The organism is Mesorhizobium sp. f-mel, assembly GCF_053850215.1.
The window spans coordinates 255,637-270,951 of sequence record NZ_JBSPTO010000001.1 but is presented as its reverse complement, the minus strand read 5'-3'; the positions used below and the strand labels follow the sequence as shown (position 1 = coordinate 270,951).

The window sequence follows — 15,315 nt, the reverse complement described above, 5'->3', positions numbered from 1 at the left end:
GACCGCCCCTATCGCGTCAGCACGACGCCGGCGTCCGGCCTGAACGACACCCAGGCACGGTCGTTCCAGCTCAGCGGATCCTCGGCGAGGCGGGCCGCGTTCATCGTGCTCGCCCGTACCACGTGGCCGTCGTCAAGCCTGACGTGATAGACGGTCATGTCGCCGAGGTAGGCGATATCGTAAACCTCGCCCTCGATGGCGTTAACGGCACCGGCCGGTCTCGTCGACGATATCTTGATCTTCTCCGGCCTGATCGCGAAGGCGACGGCCGCGCCGGTGGCCGCATCGCCGGCATTCTCCGTCCGAATGGTGATGCCGTTGCCGGCATCGATGCTTGCCGCGCCGGCCTCGCCATGCGCAATCTTGCCTTCGAACATGTTGACGTTGCCAACAAAGCCGGCGACGAAGCGGGAACCCGGCGCCTCGTAGACTTCGGCCGGCGTCGCCACCTGCATCACCTCGCCCTTGTCGATGATGGCGATACGGTCGGCCATGGTCATCGCCTCTTCCTGGTCATGGGTGACGACGACGAAGGTGAGGCCGAGTGACTGCTGCAGATCCATCAGCTCGAATTGCGTTTCCTCGCGCAGCTTCTTGTCCAGCGCGCCCAAGGGCTCGTCGAGCAGCAGGACCTTCGGCCGCTTGGCGACCGAGCGGGCAAGCGCCACGCGCTGGCGCTGGCCGCCGGACAGTTGGTGCGGCTTGCGCTTGGCGAACTGCTCGAGCTTGACCAGCTTCAGCATCTCTCCAACGCGCGCCGCGATCTCGGGCTTCGGCATGCCGTCCTGCTTAAGGCCGAAAGCGATGTTGTTCTCGACCGTCATATGCGGGAACAGCGCATAGGACTGGAACATCATGTTGACCGGCCGCCGGTATGGCGGGATGCCGCGCAAATCCTGGCCATCGAGCAGGATGCGGCCGGCGGTCGGCTCCTCGAAGCCGGCGAGCATCCGCAAAAGCGTCGATTTTCCACATCCCGACGCCCCGAGCAGGGCAAAAAACTCGCGATCGAATATGGTCAGCGACAGATTGTTGACGGCGGTGAAGTCACCGAACTTCTTGGTGACCTTGTCGAACTGGATGTATGGCTTGGCGTTCGGATCGTTCCACGGCGCGAAATCCCTGCGGATGCTGCCAAGCGATTTCATATCCCACTCCGTCCTGCGTTCTATCCCCAGAAGACTTGACCCCGGCAGCACCTGCCGGGGTCGTTGATTGTCGCCTACTGCCCGGTGACGATCTTGGTCCAGGTGCGGGTGACGACGCGCTGGGTCTTGGAATCGTAGGGGGCGATGGTGAACAACTTCGCCAGCGTCGCCTCGTCCGGATAGATCGCCGGATCCTCGAGTATCTCCTTGTCGATGAACTGCTGCGATGCCTTGTTGCCGTTGGCGTAGAAGACGTAGTTGCTCGACTTGGCGATCACTTCCGGCTTCATCATGTAATTCAGGAATTCATGCGCCTCGGCGACATGCGGCGCGTCGGCCGGGATCGCCATCTGGTCGAACCACATTTCGGCACCTTCCTTCGGCACGGAATAGCTGATCTCGACGCCACGGTTGGCCTCCGTCGCACGGTCGCGCGCCTGGAACACGTCGCCCGACCAGCCGACGGCCAGGCAGATGTCGCCATTGGCCAGTGCGTTGATATATTCCGACGAGTGGAACTTGCGGATGTAAGGCCTGATCTTCAGCATCAGTTCTTCCGCCTTGGCGAAATCGTCCGGCGACGTGGTCTCGGGATCGATGCCCAGATATTTGAAGGCGTTCGGGAGGATGTCGCTCGGGGAATCGAGGACATAGACGCCGCAATCCTTCAGCTTGGCCAGCTTTTCCGGGTTGAAGAACACGTCCCAGCTATCGATCTTGTCGGTGCCGAGCGCTTCCTGCACTTTCTTGACGTTATAGCCGAGGCCGACCGTGCCCCACATGTAGTTGATCGAATATTCGTTGCCGGGATCGTACTTGGCTGTGCGCTCCGAAACGATGTCCCACATGTTGGAAATGTTGGGCAGCTTCGACTTGTCGAGCTTCTGGAACACACCTGCCTGGATCTGGCGTGCGAGGAAATTGGCGGTCGGCACGACGACATCGTAGCCGCTGCCGCCGGCAAGCAGTTTCGTCTCCAGGAGTTCGTTGGAATCGAAGGTGTCATAGGTGACCTTGATGCCCGTTTCCTTGGTGAAGTCCTCGATGATCGAGCTGTCGATGTAATCCGACCAATTATAGACATTGACGACGCGGTCCTGGGCATGAGCGCCGAGGGTGAAAAGCGTCAGAAATGCCGAGGTCGCCGAAAGCCAGAATGCTTTGCGGGTCATGCGTCTCTCCTTTGATGAGTGTTCCATCGCCAACTCGTCGCGGGGCTGCGCGGCTGGGCGTTTGCTTCAGATTATTGGGCTTTCCGACAAGCGACAAGCGCGAACCGCCGACACCTTGGTGGTTCGATTTGCAGCGGCCAAGCCCCCCGTTCCTATGTCGTGATCCAGGTAGCATTCCGGCGCCGTCAAAGGCTCTCGCCACGGCGCGGGCAGGGATACGACGATGTTGTCCGGTCTCGGTCGGGCCGGAGGGGAGACTTGGCAAGATGAGCCTGTCTTGTTGTTGCCGTATTGGCAGCCTGCCCGCGCGGCTGCGCCATTGTCAATGGCTCATCTCGCTTTGGCGCGTGCGCTGCATCAATTAGGCGAGGGCATGCCGGTGACACCCGGCCGCACGGGCCGCGCCTGACGCTTGAATTCGAGCCCGATATGGACGAGCAGCGCCGTGACCACGACCGTGCCGCCAAGGATGGTGCGTCCCGACGGCACCTCGGAATGGATGAGCCAGACCCAGATCGGGCCGAGGATCGGCTCGAAAGTGCCGAGCAGTGCTGCGACCGCCGCCGGAACAAGCCGGGCGCCGGTGGCGAAGAAGGCAAGGCCGAGACCTAGATTGACCACACCGAATGCAAAGAGGAAGCCCATGTCGCTGCTGGAGACGCCGAATTGCGATGCCTGGGACGCCGCGAATGCGGCGGCAAGCATCGTGCCGAGGCAGGTCGCCGGCGTCATGCGCACATGGGCAAAGCGCCGCGTGATGACGGTGGCGATCGAAAACATCACAGCGATGAGCAGCGCCAAGCCGTCGCCGATGGGCGAAACAGCGCCATCGAGCGATTCCGATACCATGATGGCAACGCCGGCAATAACGGCTGCAATCGCCACCCAGGTTGCCAAGGCCACCCGTTCGCGAAACAGCACCCAGGCAAACAGCGCCGCCAAGAGCGGCACGCCGGCCTGCATCAAAAGGATGTTGGCGACAGTGGTATAGGCAAGCGCCACTACGAAAGAGGTCGATGCGGTGGCGAAGCAGAACGCCACGGCAAGGCCGGGCAGGCCCATGCCGCGGAACAACCTCACCGTGCCGTGCCAGCCGTCGCGCCAGGCCATGAAGCAGATCAGGAAGGCGGCGGCCCAGACCGAGCGCCAGAACACCACCGTCCAGCTGTCCCCGGCGTCGATGAAACGGGCGATGGCGCCGCCGAAACTCCACATCAACGCCGACAGGAATATCAACAGGAAGCCGATACGCTCCTCACGCGGCGAGACGGCAGGCGAAACGGCGATCGGTGATGATGCGGTGTCGGTCATGGGCGCGACTGTCGACGATTTCGGGGCGGCACGATGCGCAACGGACGACAAGAACGTGCCTCATTGGCGTAACGCAAAGACGATTGCCAGGCGTGATCCAGCGGACGGCGACGGTTGTGGCAAGGACGGCAGGTCGCCTGCCAAGGCCTCACTGAAAATCGAAGGCGCTTAGTCCGGTCACCATCTCGTCGAGACCGAGCGGGCGCGTCACCGGCGGCTCGGCGCGGGCAAGGCAGCCGATCCGTTCGCACAGCCGGCAGGCGGGGCCTATCGGCGTGGCCGGATTGCTGCCCTGTCCGGCTTTTCCGGTCGCAGCGGCAGCCGGCCCCGGCAGTGCCGCGCCATAGACGATCTCGTCACGAAAGCCGATGTCGCAGCCCAGCAGAAGTGCGGTACGGCGCGGGCGCTCCGCAAACGAGCCTTGCGGTCCTTCAAGCGTGCGGGCGACGCAGAGGAACTCGGCGCCGTCGGGCATTTCCACCGCCTCGACGAAGATCTGGCCGGGCTGGGTGAAGGCGGCATGCACGGGAAGCTTCGGACAGCCGCCGCCGAAACGGCTTTGCGGAAAACCCTGGCTGCCCGCCTTGCGGAAGCGGTTTCCGGCATTGTCGACCTCGAGCATGAAGAACGGCACGCCCGGCGTGCCCGGCCGCTGCAGCATGGTCAGGCGGTTCGCCGCCTGCTCGAAGGAGACGCCGAAACGCGAGCGCAGCACGTCGACGTCGTACCGTGCGCGGTGTGCTGCTGCGTGAAAGGATTGATAAGGCATCATCAAAGCGTGGGCGGCGTAGCGGCCAAGCTCGAAGCGGGCGAGCCGGCGGGCCTCATCCGTGGTCAGCTTCAGTGCCTGGATCTCGCTTGCCACCGCGACCGTCATGCGGATCAGGCAGGCCTCCATCGCCACCTCGCGCAACTGGTCGAACGGCGACAGGCGCTCGGACAGAAACAGGCGCTGCGAGTGGCGGTCGTAGCGGCGGCGCCAGTTCGGCATGGTGGCGACCGGCAGCACCTTGACGACGATGCCGTATTCGCGCTTCAGCCAGGCCTTCAGTGCACCGAGCAGATCGTCGCCTGGATCGAGAACCGACGTGAATGCCTCGGCCTCCTCTTCGAGCGCGGCAAAATGGTTCGGCCGGCGCTCGAAAATCTCGTGCACCTCGTCGATCGGCAAGCGGGCGCCGGAGAGTGCCGTCGCTTTGCCCTCACGCGCGAGAAGCTCGTTGAGGTCGGAAAGGCGCTCCGCCTGCTCGCGATAGGCGCGAAACAGCTTTATCACCGCGGCGGAAGCGTTGGGCGCCGCCTCGGCAAGCTCGATCAGCTCCTGGTCACCAGGCAATTCGCCGACCAGCAGCGGATCTGAAAACACCTCCTTCAGGGCGGCGACCGACCCTCTCGCCTCGCCCTGCAATTCATGCGGGTCGACCTTGTAGACAGACGCAAGCCTCAGGATCAGCTGGACCGTCAGCGGCCTCTGGTTGCGCTCGATGAGATTGAGATAGGACGGCGAGATGCCGAGCCCTTCGGCCATCGCCGTCTGGGTCAGGCCCTTGGCGCTGCGGATACGGCGGATGCGCGGCCCGGCGAAGATCTTCTGGTCAGCCACGAATTCGGCCTCTCAAAGCCCGGCTCCGATTCGGCCAAACCAGTAGGCGGTAAGGCACACAGCAGCAGCCAATCCATAGATTATCCCGGCCATCGCCAATCTGGATCGCGATTTCCAGTACCCGAAGAGAGAAGCAACCAGCAAACCCATCGAAGTCAGCGTAACGAGAGCTTCCATTGTCTGTTGCATTTCGGGCCTTCGGACAGCGAACACTGCCAAGAACGCTATGGTCGCTGACTGAACGAGAATATACGAAATCACGACATCAAGCCTTGGCGGACCCGAAACCCTTGAGGCGTCGGCATCGAGGGATACGAACATCGCTTGCGGCCTTCGAAAGGCGCTGATTGCGCACACGAATGAGGCACCAGCAGCGAAAACAAGCCAAACCATCAAAGCATCCCCTCCGTCAATAATTTTACTGAATTGTCGGCCATGCCATCTATCCGGGTATTGACAATATTTACACTTTTACAGCGCCGCGATGTCAAACACAACACAGGTTTTCCCTTATTTTGAGCCAGTTTTCCTAATTTTTCTGGGCTCTTTTCGCATGCAATGTAAATTCAGTCATAGCTCGACATCCAGACGATTGGCTTCGGGACAGGCTGCAGCAACCTTCGGAGTGACCAATGACCGATTTTTACAACTTCGTCCCCTCGGCGCCGGAAGGCCGCTTCGACGGCATCGAGCGGCCCTACTCGCCAGAGGACGTGAAGCGGCTGCGCGGTTCGGTCCAGATCCGGCAGAGCCTCGCCGAAATGGGCGCCAACCGGCTCTGGCAGCTCATCCACGAGGAGGACTTCGTCAACGCGCTCGGCGCCATGTCTGGCAATCAGGCGATGCAGCAGGTCCGGGCCGGGCTGAAGGCGATCTACCTGTCTGGATGGCAGGTCGCCGCCGACGCCAACACCGCATCCGCCATGTATCCGGACCAGTCGCTTTATCCCGCCAATGCGGCGCCCGAACTGGTCAAGCGCATCAACCGCACCCTGCAGCGCGCCGACCAGATCGAGACCTCCGAAGGCAAGGGGCTTTCCGTCGACACATGGTTCGCGCCTGTTGTCGCCGATGCGGAAGCCGGATTCGGCGGACCGCTCAATGCCTTCGAGATCATGAAGGCCTTCATCGAGGCGGGTGCCGCCGGCGTCCACTACGAGGACCAGCTGGCGTCGGAGAAGAAATGCGGCCATCTCGGCGGCAAGGTGCTGATCCCGACCGCCGCACACATCCGCAACCTCAACGCCGCGCGACTTGCTGCCGACGTCATGGGCACGCCGACGCTGGTCGTCGCGCGCACCGACGCGGAAGCGGCAAAGTTGCTCACCTCCGACATCGACGAGCGCGACCAGCCGTTCGTCGACTATGGCGCCGGCCGCACGGTGGAAGGCTTCTACCACGTCAGGAACGGCATCGAGCCGTGCATTGCGCGGGCCATCGCCTACGCGCCTTACGCCGACCTGATCTGGTGCGAAACGTCCAAGCCCGATCTGGCGCAGGCCAAAAAATTCGCCGAGGGCGTGCACAGGCACCATGCCGGCAAGCTTCTCGCCTATAATTGCTCGCCGTCCTTCAACTGGAAGAAGAACCTCGACGACGCCACGATCGCCAGGTTTCAGCGGGAACTCGGCGCCATGGGCTACAAGTTCCAGTTCATCACGCTAGCCGGTTTTCACCAGCTCAATTTCGGCATGTTCGAACTCGCCCGCGGCTACAAGGCGCGGCAGATGGCGGCCTATTCCGAGTTGCAGGAAGCGGAGTTCGCGGCGGAAGCCCACGGCTACACCGCGACCAAGCACCAGCGCGAAGTCGGCACCGGCTATTTCGACGCCGTGTCGATGGCGATCACCGGTGGCCGGTCTTCGACTACGGCCATGCATGAATCGACCGAGCACGCCCAGTTCAAACCGGCCGCAGAATAGCAGGAACGCAACAGACAGAGGAAACGCCCCTAAAGGGCTAAGGGAGAAGACCAATGGCATCGATCAGTCGCGTCAAGGAACGGGCCGAAGAACAGGCCACCACCATGAGTGTCGACCAGCAGGCGACCATCCGCATGCTGGCCAACGACCTGCACAGGCTCAACCAATCGGTGATGAAGGCGGTCGAGGCCGGTGTGTCGGTGGAGCTCGTGCGCTCGGCACGGCACCACGGCGGCGACGGCAACTGGGGCGATCTGCTGATCCCGGTGATCGTCACGCAGCGGAGCCTCGACTGACCGAAATCCGACCAAAGCCTGTCGGTCGATCCGGCATCACCTGCGCAGTCTCTGCGCAGGTGATCTGCGTTTGCACGATCAGTTGCCATAATGAGCAAGAACAGAACTTGCTTTAAATTTTAACGTTTCTTGCGATATTCTGGATATCGGTCGTTTCAGCTTGACATAGGGAGAGATCTCACGGCAATTGTCTCTAAGTTTCAACCCTGCATTGAAACCCGACGAGTGCCCGCCACGCTCATGCGCCCCATGAATCGCGATACCAAGACTGTAAACCACCTGACTTTCGTGAGCCGCAACGTGGACCCGGAGATGCTCACAGACTTCACCCGTGTGCTCGTCGTCGGAAAGTCTCCGGTCAACCGGGTGGTGGTTTCGAAAATCGTCGAACGATCCGGGCTCAAACCGATCTCGGAATCGCCCGAAACGGCAGCAACGACTTTGCGATCGCTCATTCCCGGAGCTGTCGTCCTCGATGGCGGAGCGGACAACAAGGACTGCGACGCGCTGATGTCCGGTATCGACGCGCTGCGACGCACCTCGGGCAGGTCGCTTCCCTCGGTGATCCTGCTTTCGACCAAGAACGGCACACCGGAGAGCCTCGGCCTGTCGAGCGTCGTCGATGCGGTTGTCGTCAAACCGATCACGACCGAACGGCTGCAGCCAGTGATCGACCATTTGATCGGGCTCGCACGCAGCTAGCCGACGTCCGATCCGGCTTCCACGCCTTTCCTCGCTTCTTGCGATCGAATCTGGATACTTATGTTAGTATGCGAGCGCTCGGTACCGCCTGACAATGAGCCCCGCTACGTCTCCTTTTGCAATTGCGACGCATCTGGGATAGCACCTTCGAACAAATCCGCAGGCATGTTCCGACTTCGCGACATGGCTGTCGATATCGGCGGATCACGACATGTCCTCAGAACAGACCATCGCCGCGCTTTGCAGGAAACTCGGACTGCGCATCACCGGTCCGCGCCGCGTCATCATGCGCGTTCTATCCGAATCCAGCGACCATCCGGATGTGGTGGAACTCCATCGCCGTGTTGTCGCCATCGAGCCGACGATCGCGCTCGCCACTGTCTATCGCACCGTCAGCCTTCTGCGCGAAAAGGGCATTCTGGAGCGGCACACCTTTGGCGATCGGCGCGCCAGATACGAAACCGTCCCCCGTGAGCATCACGATCATCTCATCAATATCGAGACGGGAGACGTCGTCGAATTCCAGTCGTCGGAGATCGAGCGGCTCCAAGAGGAAATCGCTCGACAGCACGGATTCACGATAATCAGCCACAGACTGGAGATCTACGTGAAGCCGATCCAGAAAACGCGACGCTCTCGTCAATCCGGAGAATGACCGCCCGTTTCTAGCGTTCCTCGCCAATCTCCATTCGGCCCACTCTAAGTGTGGTGACGGCGAAGGCCGCGATGAAGGCGGCGGACAGCATGAGAACGATGGTCGGCGCCGGTGCGCTGTCGATGAAGAAGGACAGATAGACGCCGAGAAACGACGCGGCGACCGCGATCGCGACCGACAGGATCAGCATGGCGCTAAACTTCCTTGTGAGCAGGAAGGCGATGGCGCCAGGCGCGATCAGCATGGCGATGGCCATGATGATGCCGACCGCCTTCAGCGCGCCGACGATAGTGAGCGAGATCAGGCAAAGCAGGCCGTAGTGGAGCAGATTGACCCGAAGACCAACCGCGCGAGCCTGAGCCGGGTCGAAGGCGTGCAGCAGGAAGTCGCGCCACTTGATCCCGATGATGCCGGCCGTGATCGCAGCAATGAGCCCCGTTTCGACGATGTCGCGCAAGCCGATGCCCAGCACATCGCCGAACAATATGTGGTCGAGATGCACGTCGGACTGGACCTTTACATAGAGCACCAGGCCGAGACCGAACATGCCGGAGAAGACGATGCCCATTATCGTGTCCTGTTTGATGCGGCTGTTGTCCTTGAGGAAGCCGGTGGCGAGAGCGCAGACCATTCCGGCGGCGAAGGCGCCGATCGAATAGGGGAATCCGACAATGTAGGCGATGACCACGCCGGGAAAGACGGCGTGGCTGATGGCGTCGCCCATCAGCGACCAGCCCTTGAGAACGAGAAAGCAGGAGAGCAGCGCCGTCGGCATAGCGACCAGAACCGAAACAATCAGGGCATTGACCATGAAGTCGAACTGGAAGGGGCTAAGCAGCGTATCGAGGATGTTCATAGGCTGGCCTCCAAGGCCCGCGCCGAGCGGCGGCGGGCTGCCAGCATTCCATGCTTGGGAGCGAAGAAGAAGGCGGCGAGAAAGATCAGCGTCTGCAACACGACTATGATGCCGCCGGTGGCGCCGTCGAGGAAATAACTGGCATAGGCGCCGCTGAAACTCGTGGCCGCGCCGATGACGACCGCGATGACGAGCAGGCGCGGAAAGCGGTCCGTCAGAAGATAGGCGGTCGCGCCGGGAGTCACCACCATGCAGATGACGAGGAAGGCGCCGACGGTCTGAAGCGCGGCGACCGTGGAGGCCGATAGCAGCATGAAGAACATGATCTTGAGCGCGCTCGGGTTGAGGCCGATCGAGCGGGCATGGCTCTCGTCGAAGAAAACCACCATCAGATCCTTCCATTTCACCAGCAGGATGGCGAGCGAGACGAAGCCTATGATGGCGAGCTGAAGCGTGTCTTCCGGGGTGATGGCCAAGATGTTGCCGAGCACGATCGTCTGAATATTCACGGAGGTCGGTGACAGCGACACCATGAACAAGCCGAGGCCGAAGAAGGAGGAGAAGATCAGGCCGATGATGGCGTCTTCCTTCAGCTTGGTGCGCTGGTTGAGGAAGAGCATCGCGGCAGCGGCTAGCCCGCCGGAGAAGAAGGCGCCGATCGAGAAGGGAAGGCCCAGCATATAGGCGCCAGCGACGCCCGGCACGATCGAATGCGAGAGCGCGTCACCGATCAGCGACCAGCCTTTTAGCATCAGATAGCAGGACAGGAAGGCGCAGACACCGCCGACCAAGGCGGACACCCACATGGCATTGAGCATATATTCGTAGCCGAACGGCTCGAGCAGGACACTCATTTGTCCGGTTCCCGCATCTTTTGCTGCATGGCTCCGTTCTCTCCGTAGAAGACCAGTGGCCGTTCGTCGTCGGTGATGACGGCAAGGCGGCGCCTGTCGTCGTCCTCATGCAGCCCGGCGCCGCCCAGCACGAAATGACGCAAGACGCCACCGAAAGCCTTTTCCAGGTTCGCCTGCGTGAAGGTCTGGCCTGTCGGCCCGTAGGCAAGGACCGTATTCCGGAGCAGCACGGCACGGTCGCAGAACTCCGGCACGCTACCCAGATTATGCGTCGAGACCAGCATCACTCGGCCTTCGTGCCGGAGCGCGCGCAGCAGTTCGATGATAGCGTCCTCGGTCCTGACGTCGACGCCGGTGAAGGGCTCGTCGAGCAGGATGACGCGCCCGTCCTGCGCCAGCGCCCGAGCGAGAAAGACGCGCTTTTTCTGCCCGCCCGAAAGCTCGCCGATCTGGCGCTTGCGGAAATCGCTCATGCCGACACGCGCAAGCGCGGCCGTAACCGCCTCGCGATCAGCCGCCTTCGGAAGGCGCATCATGCCCATATGGCCGTAGCGACCCATCATGACGACGTCCTCGACCAGTACTGGAAAGTTCCAGTCGACCTCCTCGGCCTGCGGCACATAGGCGACGACGTTCTTCCTCAGCGCGGCCGCGGCCGGCTGTCCGAGAACAATAATCTCTCCCTTTGCCACCCGCACGAAGCCCATGATGGCTTTGAACAGCGTCGACTTGCCCGAGCCGTTGACACCGACAAGTGCCGTGATCGTGCCTGTCGGAATTTCAAAGCTCGCATCCCGCAGCGCCGTGTGGCCGTTGCGGTAGGTGACAGTCGCGCCGCGGACGGCGAGACCGCCTCCCGCATCTTCGGACGCGGGGGCAAGAGGCGGAACGGCTTCGTTCATTGCGACAGCCCTGCGGCGAGGCCTTTCTGAACCGTATCCGATGTCACACGCAGCAGGTCGATATAGGTCGGCACCAGGCCGTCCGCCTCGCTGAGAGAATCGACGTAGAGCACGCCGCCGTAATGCACTCCTGTCTCACGCGCGACCTGCCGGGCCGGCTTGTCCGACACGGTGCTTTCGCTGAAGACGGCGACGATCTTGTTTTCCCTGACGGCGTCGATCACCTTGCGAACCTGCTGGGGGGTGCCTTGCTGGTCAGCGTTGATCGGCCACAAATAAAGCTCCTTCAGCCCGAAATCGCGTGCGAGGTAGGAGAAAGCGCCTTCGCTCGACACCAGCCAGCGCCTGTCCTGCGGGATCGAGGCAAGCTTATCGCGGATCGGCGCGACGGCCGCCTCTATCTTTGCCTTGTAGGCTTCTGCATTGGCCTTGTAGGTCTCGGCATGCGCCGGATCGTGCGCGACGAAGGCGTCGCGGATGTTGTCGACGTAGATCAGCGCGTTTGTCGGCGACATCCAGGCATGCGGGTTCGGTTTGCCCGTATAGGGTCCCTCGGCGATGCTCATCGGCTGGACGCCCTCGGAGACAATAGCGCCGGGCACATCGCTGAGGTTCTGGAAAAATTTTTCGAACCAGAGTTCGAGGTTGAGGCCGTTCCACAGAATGAGCTGTGCACCTTGCGCCCGCTGAATATCGCCCGGCGTCGGCGCGTAATTGTGGATCTCCGCTCCAGGCTTGGTGATCGATTCCACGATTGCTGCATCGCCCGCCACGTTCTTCGCCATGTCGGCGATGACGGTGAAGGTCGTCACCGCCTTGAATTTTTCCTGGGCTTTCGCTGGGCTTGAAGCCACCGCCGCAGCGAAAACCGCAGCCATCAAGCCAACGACAACCCGTCGTCCGTATCTCTCGAACATCAATTTCTCCTGTCGCGATCCTTAATGTCTCGCCGCTGGCCGCCAATTGTGCGACTGCGGCGCGCGCTTTTCGCATATTCTGCAATTGCGACTGATTTGCAAGTAGAAAACGGCTTAACGTCGTGGATTGTGTGCGGCCGCGCGATTTGGCGTCGGCTACAGCGCGGCCCTATGACGGAGCGGACAACAAGGACTGCGACACGCTGATGTCCGGCGTCGATGCGCTGCAGCACACGTCCGGTTCGACACCGACACGCGATCAGCCGGCTTTCCCGATGCTTTCGATCAGCCGGGGCAATTCCGAGAGATCGGCAATCTGGCGGAAACGAGGCGCGGTGATCGGCGGCTCGACATGTTCCAGCGCCCAGGTCAGCTCATGCGGCACGTGGATACCCCAACTGCCGGCCTCGATCGCCGGCACCACGTCCGACTTGAGCGAATTGCCGACCATCATGCTTCTTTCGGCGCCATCACCGTGGCGGCTGAAGATATTGATATAAGTGGCGGGGCTCTTGTCGCTGACGATCTCGACGACATCGAAAAGGTCACCCAGGCCCGATTGCGCCAGCTTGCGTTCCTGATCGAAGAGGTCGCCCTTGGTGATCAACACCAGGCGATACGCATCTGCCAGCTTTTCCACGGTTTCGCGCGCATGAGGCAGCGCCTCGATCGGATGGCCAAGCATCTCGCGGCCCGCGGCAAGAATCTCGGCGATGACCGAGGCCGGCGCGCGACCCTCGGTAATCTCGATTGCCGTTTCGATCATTGACAGGGTAAACCCCTTGATGCCGAAGCCGTAGACGGCGAGGTTGCGCTTCTCGGCCTCCAGCAATCTTGCCGAGATGTGCTCCTGCTCGGCATGATCGGCGAGCAGCGCGGCAAAGCGCTTTTCGGTCATGCGGAAGAACTGCTCGTTCTGCCAGAGCGTGTCGTCGGCATCGAAGCCGATCGTGGTCAATTCATGATTGTTCTGCATTCGACGTCTTCAACCGAGGTCATTGAACTTGCGTCGAACCTAAGCCGCCCAGAGCAGTTTTCAACTGCGCAGGCGAACGCAACCGCGCTCCCCTTCCCTTCCCTCGCCGGCCCCGGCTATAATCCCAAATCCGCAACCCAATCTGGTGAATGATGCCGCCTGCAAAAAAGGAAGTCCGTCCGTCGAGCCGCGGAGGACGTATCCGCACGCCTGCCTTCGTGAAAAATCAACGTGGTGTGAAGAACTGGAAGGAAGTCGGCGCCTGGCTGGCGTGGCGCGGCATCGAGGATATCGAATGCATCACGCCCGACCAGGCCGGAGTTGCGCGCGGCAAGATGATGCCGTCCAAGAAGTTTACCTCCAACACCTCGCTGGCGCTGCCTTCGGCGGTGTTCATGACGACGATCTCCGGCGGCTACCCGGAAGACGGCAACGGCTTTCACTATCCGGAGGACGACGGCGACCTCAAGCTGATGCCGGACCTGTCGACACTGACCGTGGTGCCGTGGGAAGAGGACCCGACGGCGGCGGTCATCTGCGACCTCGTCCACCAGGACGGTCGCTCGGTCGAGTTCACGCCGCGCAACGTGCTGAAGCGTGTGCTTGACGCTTACGGCAAGCGCGGGCTGAAGCCGGTGGTGGCGCCCGAGATCGAGTTCTACCTCGTGCGCAAGAATCCCGATCCGGACTACCCGCTGACGCCGCCGGTCGGGCGTTCGGGACGGGCGATCGGCGGGGGCGCCGGCTATTCGATCGCCGGCGTCAACGAGTTCGACGAGCTGATCGACGACATCTACCATTTCTCCGAAAGCCAGGGCCTGGAGATCGATACGCTGATCCACGAGGAAGGCGCCGGCCAGCTCGAGATCAATCTGCGCCATGGCGATCCGATCGAACTCGCCGACCAAGTGTTCATGTTCAAGCGCACCATCCGCGAGGCGGCGCTGAAGCATGAGATCTACGCCACCTTCATGGCCAAGCCGATCCAGGGGCAGCCCGGGTCGGCCATGCATATCCACCAGTCGATCATCGACAAGAAGACCGGCAGGAACGTCTTTTCGGCCGAGGACGGCTCGGAAACCGAAGCCTTCTTCCATTTCCTCGGCGGCATGCAGAAACATGTGCCGAACGCGCTGGTGATGTTCGCGCCCTATGTCAATTCCTACCGCCGGCTGACGCAGTCGGCTTCGGCACCGGTCAACAACAAATGGGGCTACGACAACCGCACCACCGCCTTCCGCGTCCCGCGATCCGACCCGGCAGCCAGGCGCGTCGAGAACCGCATCCCTTCCTCCGACGCCAATCCCTATCTGGCGCTGGCTGCATCGCTCGCCTGCGGGCTGATCGGCATGACCAACAAGATCAAGGCCGAACCGCCGGTTCTCACCACCGCCAACGAGGCAGAGATCGACCTGCCGCGGAGCCTGCTCGAGGCTGTCGACCTGTTCGAAGCCGACGAGGAACTCTGCGCGCTGCTCGGCAAGTCGTTTGCCGCGACCTATGCGGCGATCAAGCGGGCGGAATTCGAGACCTTCATGGAAGTGATCAGCCCGTGGGAGCGGGAGTATCTGCTGTTGAATGTCTAGTGTAGGGGAATAGGGCAGTAAGGCAGTAGGGGAATAGGGGATGACGGCGAGGATTGATTCATACAGAGATCTGGTCGTCTGGCAGCAGGGGATGGACCTGGCAGTTTCAATCTACGAGGCAACAAGATCTTGGCCGAAGGATGAGCTCTATGGGTTGACGACTCAGGTGCGTCGGGCGGCAACCTCCGTGCCGGCCAACATCGCCGAGGGCTACGGCCGGGAGAGCCGAGCTTCCTATCAGCAATTTCTTAGAATCGCACAAGGGTCACTCAAAGAGCTGGAAACGCACCTTCTCATTGCACAAAGGGTTGGAATGGCCCCTCGCGAGACAGTCGACTCGTTGATGACTCGCAGCGAGAGCATCGGGAAATTGCTGCGGCTTCTGATCCGCAAACTATCGCCTGAATAGACACAC

At 61.6% G+C, this 15,315-nt stretch carries 15 protein-coding genes; 6 read left to right on the top strand and 9 right to left on the bottom strand.

Going from position 1 to position 15,315, the window contains the following annotated elements; translation table 11 throughout:
• Nucleotides 1–8: 8 nt before the first annotated feature.
• The 4 genes from ACWUKX_RS01295 to ACWUKX_RS01280 form a co-directional block, all read right to left on the bottom strand.
• Nucleotides 9–1,148: an ABC transporter ATP-binding protein gene (locus ACWUKX_RS01295; RefSeq protein WP_456003111.1), complete on the bottom strand. Its 1,140-nt coding sequence runs from the start codon at nucleotides 1,146–1,148 to the stop codon at nucleotides 9–11.
• Nucleotides 1,149–1,222: 74 nt separating this feature from the next.
• Complete coding sequence (locus ACWUKX_RS01290) at nucleotides 1,223–2,320, bottom strand: polyamine ABC transporter substrate-binding protein (protein ID WP_029348419.1); 1,098 nt, start codon at nucleotides 2,318–2,320, stop codon at nucleotides 1,223–1,225.
• 357 nt (nucleotides 2,321–2,677) lie between these two features.
• Nucleotides 2,678–3,631: a DMT family transporter gene (locus ACWUKX_RS01285; protein ID WP_456003109.1), complete on the bottom strand. Its 954-nt coding sequence runs from the start codon at nucleotides 3,629–3,631 to the stop codon at nucleotides 2,678–2,680.
• A gap of 148 nt (nucleotides 3,632–3,779) precedes the next feature.
• Nucleotides 3,780–5,234 carry a helix-turn-helix domain-containing protein gene (locus ACWUKX_RS01280; RefSeq protein ID WP_456003107.1) on the bottom strand — a complete coding sequence of 485 codons (1,455 nt, stop codon included), beginning with the start codon at nucleotides 5,232–5,234 and terminating at the stop codon, nucleotides 3,780–3,782.
• A gap of 632 nt (nucleotides 5,235–5,866) precedes the next feature.
• Here ACWUKX_RS01280 and aceA point away from each other — a divergent pair.
• The 4 genes from aceA (at nucleotide 5,867) to ACWUKX_RS01260 (ending at nucleotide 8,809) form a co-directional block, all read left to right on the top strand.
• Nucleotides 5,867–7,156, top strand: a complete 1,290-nt coding sequence (aceA, locus tag ACWUKX_RS01275; protein ID WP_456003105.1) for an isocitrate lyase — start codon at nucleotides 5,867–5,869, stop codon at nucleotides 7,154–7,156.
• A gap of 53 nt (nucleotides 7,157–7,209) precedes the next feature.
• Nucleotides 7,210–7,452, top strand: a complete 243-nt coding sequence (locus ACWUKX_RS01270) for an SMc00767 family acetate metabolism repressor (RefSeq protein WP_029348426.1) — start codon at nucleotides 7,210–7,212, stop codon at nucleotides 7,450–7,452.
• Between the two features lie 312 nt (nucleotides 7,453–7,764).
• Nucleotides 7,765–8,154 (top strand): response regulator, encoded by a 390-nt coding sequence (locus ACWUKX_RS01265; protein WP_456004050.1) that lies wholly within the window; start codon nucleotides 7,765–7,767, stop codon nucleotides 8,152–8,154.
• Nucleotides 8,155–8,365: 211 nt separating this feature from the next.
• Nucleotides 8,366–8,809, top strand: a complete 444-nt coding sequence (locus ACWUKX_RS01260) for a Fur family transcriptional regulator (protein WP_029348428.1) — start codon at nucleotides 8,366–8,368, stop codon at nucleotides 8,807–8,809.
• A 10-nt stretch (nucleotides 8,810–8,819) separates the two neighbouring features.
• On the opposite strand, the gene ACWUKX_RS01255 is transcribed toward ACWUKX_RS01260, so the two are convergent.
• The 5 genes from ACWUKX_RS01255 to ACWUKX_RS01235 all read right to left on the bottom strand — a co-directional run bounded on the left by ACWUKX_RS01255 (nucleotide 8,820) and on the right by ACWUKX_RS01235 (nucleotide 13,314).
• Entirely contained in the window at nucleotides 8,820–9,665 is an 846-nt protein-coding gene (locus ACWUKX_RS01255) for a metal ABC transporter permease (protein ID WP_456003103.1), read from the bottom strand.
• Complete coding sequence (gene sitC / locus ACWUKX_RS01250; RefSeq protein WP_095519038.1) at nucleotides 9,662–10,519, bottom strand: iron/manganese ABC transporter permease subunit SitC; 858 nt, start codon at nucleotides 10,517–10,519, stop codon at nucleotides 9,662–9,664. The genes ACWUKX_RS01255 and sitC overlap by 4 nt, the downstream gene beginning before the upstream one ends.
• The gene (locus ACWUKX_RS01245) at nucleotides 10,516–11,421 is read right to left on the bottom strand and encodes a manganese/iron ABC transporter ATP-binding protein (RefSeq protein WP_456003101.1); all 906 of its coding nucleotides are present in this window, start codon (nucleotides 11,419–11,421) and stop codon (nucleotides 10,516–10,518) included. The genes sitC and ACWUKX_RS01245 overlap by 4 nt, the downstream gene beginning before the upstream one ends.
• Nucleotides 11,418–12,299 carry a metal ABC transporter substrate-binding protein gene (locus tag ACWUKX_RS01240; protein WP_456004048.1) on the bottom strand — a complete coding sequence of 294 codons (882 nt, stop codon included), beginning with the start codon at nucleotides 12,297–12,299 and terminating at the stop codon, nucleotides 11,418–11,420. Before ACWUKX_RS01240 ends, ACWUKX_RS01245 begins: the two co-directional genes overlap by 4 nt.
• Before the next feature lie 298 nt (nucleotides 12,300–12,597).
• Nucleotides 12,598–13,314: an HAD family hydrolase gene (locus ACWUKX_RS01235; RefSeq protein ID WP_456003099.1), complete on the bottom strand. Its 717-nt coding sequence runs from the start codon at nucleotides 13,312–13,314 to the stop codon at nucleotides 12,598–12,600.
• Between the two features lie 149 nt (nucleotides 13,315–13,463).
• Here ACWUKX_RS01235 and ACWUKX_RS01230 point away from each other — a divergent pair, with 149 nt between their 5' ends.
• Nucleotides 13,464–14,900, top strand: coding sequence for a glutamine synthetase family protein (locus tag ACWUKX_RS01230; protein ID WP_287331115.1), 1,437 nt, complete (start codon nucleotides 13,464–13,466; stop codon nucleotides 14,898–14,900).
• A gap of 40 nt (nucleotides 14,901–14,940) precedes the next feature.
• Nucleotides 14,941–15,309 carry a four helix bundle protein gene (locus tag ACWUKX_RS01225; protein WP_456003097.1) on the top strand — a complete coding sequence of 123 codons (369 nt, stop codon included), beginning with the start codon at nucleotides 14,941–14,943 and terminating at the stop codon, nucleotides 15,307–15,309.
• Nucleotides 15,310–15,315: the final 6 nt, after the last annotated feature.